The sequence below is a fragment of the Selenomonadales bacterium genome (assembly GCA_018335585.1).
Lineage (GTDB): Bacteria > Bacillota > UBA994 > UBA994 > UBA994 > UBA994.
In genome coordinates this window covers 1-3,065 of record JAGXRZ010000050.1, presented here as the reverse complement: position 1 = coordinate 3,065, position 3,065 = coordinate 1, and the positions used below count along the sequence as shown (strand labels likewise).

2 protein-coding genes are annotated in these 3,065 nt (G+C 56.2%); both read right to left on the bottom strand.

From position 1 onward, the window contains the following. On the bottom strand, nucleotides 1-422 hold a 422-nt coding region (locus tag KGZ66_09510; GenBank protein ID MBS3985816.1), incomplete at its 3' end, for a hypothetical protein. Nucleotide 423: 1 nt separating this feature from the next. Next, the coding region (locus tag KGZ66_09505) for a hypothetical protein (GenBank protein MBS3985815.1) at nucleotides 424-3,065 on the bottom strand (2,642 nt) is incomplete at its 5' end.

Sequence of the window (3,065 nt, the reverse complement as noted above, 5' to 3'; positions counted from 1 at the left end):
CGCCTCTCGGACGATGACTTAACTTGCCCAAACACAAACCGCGGGGCATCAGGGCGTTGCAGCCCGACTAAATCCGGCCCGGGCAGGCTAGCTTTACGAGCCCGTCTGTCGAAACTCGTTGGCCATGGAAACATCGCTGCATGGCTGTCCTCTAAGGCACTTGCGGCAAACGCCTCCCCTATCTCCCAGTCCTTAGCCCGAGGGGACGATTCCAACTGATCCACAAGTGCACACAGAGCGAACCCGGTTGTTTCTAACTCGATCAAGTGCTGTCTAAGTGCTTCTGCCCCGTCTGATTCTGCTAGCTTCGTGGCGACACGGCGCGTAAAATACTGCAAACACTCTTCTTCAGAAGCCGCAACGAAGCCTGCTACCTGAATGTTAGCGCTATCTGCCTGATACTGCAACTGCCATGGGGTCATTTTAGTGCTCTCCACTTCGGGTCATCGCCTGGTCGTACCACATGGTGAGTTTCGCGTCTTCTTGCAGGATGGCGTCGGGGATTTTGCGCGCTACAGCGATAATGGTGGCGTAATCGCGCTCTTGCCAGGCCTTCTTAAAGCCGGCGTGCACTGCCTCTGAGCGAAAGACTTTGAGCCTGCGCTCGCGGGCGGCTATGACCACGTAGTCGGCAAATTCCTTAAGCAGCGCTTTTTCGCGCAGCTTCTCGAGGTCGCCGGCCTTGTTGGGGTCGGGCACATACCAGCGGTCTTTGGCCTTAGCGCGCAACGCTTCGTGGTCTTTGGGGAGGTTACGCAGGTCTTTAAAGTTAGTGGAAAGGTAGCTATGTATTTGGCTTGGCACCTCGCCCTTGCCGTCATAGCGCAGGAAGCTTTGCTCGAGCAGTTCGGACAGCTCAAGCGACTGCTCGAATTTCTGCCAGCCGCCGAGCTCCTGCATAAACTGCGGGTGAATCTCTTGGAAGGTCTGTGGTTTGGGTCCGAGCTGCTGCTTAAGCCACTGAATGGCCGAAGCTTCGCCGGTAATAAATACCTGCAGCTGCTCCACCCCGCCGACTAAGATGCGCTTTTTATCGTACTCGGCTACTTGCTCGGGCAGAAAGTACATGCCGTCGCGCTCGGAAAAGCGCTGCGCCAGCCCGGCGTAAAACTCGGCGGCAGAGAGCGGAATCATGACGCCGCGTTGCACGTGGAAGGCTACCATGCGGTCGTAAAGCAGGTAGGGCTGTCGCTCGGCTATCAGCTCCAGCGAGGATGTGCTCTGCTTGCCCGCGCTTTTTACTACCGCAACCGGAAGCTGCCGCATATGCGTGCGCACAAAGTCCCACACGCCGGCCTCTGTGCCCGCCACGAGCTTAAAGCGCTCTTCTAACCCGCCGTTAGGTTTGTAGGCGGAAATGACCAAGTCTTGCTTAACCGCATTGGCGCTTGTAACTTGCTTAAAGGAGCCCTGCTTCTTGTCTAGTGTACGCACGTCGGCGACGACAAACCCGGCGTGTTGTAGCGACTCCTGAATGGCGTTCCACACGCGATTTTGCGAGTTGTGAAACTCCACCGTCATCCAACGCCCCGGCTTAAGCACGCGGTAGTATTCCTGAAAGCAGCGGGTCATTAAGTCTTGGTACTCCTTAAGCCCTTTCTTTTGCACGCTGTTTTCGATGGCCTCGGGCTTGTTGTTGGTAAAGACCTTAAGCCACGCTTCCCAAAGGAAGTTAAGCTCGGAGTACATTAGGTTGCCGCCAAAGGGTGGGTCGGTGAAGATGTAGTCTACAGAACTCGAACTTAGCCCTGCGGTAGTTGCGCTTGCAGTCTCGATAAGCGTTGGACACGGCGTGCCCCATCTACGCAGCATCGCTGCGAGTCGGTGTGTCTTCCCGTTAAGAATGTAGTTCAGAGACACTTCCACAACTTGTGACCCAACATATAGGGTGCCACTCAGGTATTGATTAACTTGAGAAAAGTGCGTAGGAACGTATCTTGATATCCGAGCTAACCCCAAGACGGCCTGTTGAACAGTAAAGAGGAGATAGTTAATGACATTCGGTGGCGCTGTTCGAGCTGCTTCATATGCTCTTGTGAGGGTAAGGACACTTCGCTTTGTATAGAAATGATGCACGTGAGTGATGCCATAGGGGTCATTGCGGCGTGACTCCTCCCCTTCCGGCATGCGGTCGGTGGGAAACCAATGGGGGATATCGCTTTGTTCTATTTTGGCGATTACGGCTAGGTCGAACGCATCGGGCGTTTTTTCGTAGCGCTTTTTGCCTAAGCTGTAGTTTACGAGCACCGGCACTTGCTTGGTTTGGCGCACGCTTTGGTTAAGCGCGCGGTCAAACTTAGTAGTCCAGGCGCGGTCCATGCGGCGCTTCGTCAGCAATGCGCCGCAGTGGGGGCACGGGAACTCGTCCCGTACTTTGCCGGCCGTTTTGTCTACTGCGGCTTCCCAAAAAACAACCTCCCGCGTGCATTCGGCGCACACAAAGACGTCGGACCACACGGTGTAATTAATGGTGCCGAGTGTAAAAGGCTGCGACTTAAGCAAGCCGCGAATGTCGTCAGCTGTGTGGCAGGCGGCAAGTTTTCCGGCTAACGCTTGGGGTAGCGTGGCGTGGCCCGTTTCTGTCGGGCCTAACGTGCTATACATCCAGCCGCATTCGGCTTCTACCTCGCGGAGAATGCGCTTGGCTTCGCGCTCAAACAGCTTTACGTCCACGGGGGTATTGTAGTTATAGGCAATAAAGGTAGCCGCAGGCGAAAGGTCGTTAAGCACGGCTTTCCTGGCGCCCAGTCCTGCGGCGTCAACTCTAAGCCCCAGGGACTCTACCGCTGCTCGGTCGCCGCAGAGCTGCGCCGCTACGCCGGTCATACCGGTGCCGCAGAAGCCGTCGTAGACTATATCGCCGGGCTCGGTGTAGTGCAGGATGTAGCGCATAATGGCTTTGTGCGGCACCTTAGTGTGGTAGGAGTGGGCGTTGTAGATGGGGTCGTTCTTGCCCTCGCTCACGTCCGCGGCAAAAGGCTCGCGCTGGTAGCAGTCGGTCGCCGGGTCGTAGGGCTTGCCGTGGTGTTTAATAAACTCGCCCAGAAACGGGTTCGGGCAGGCGG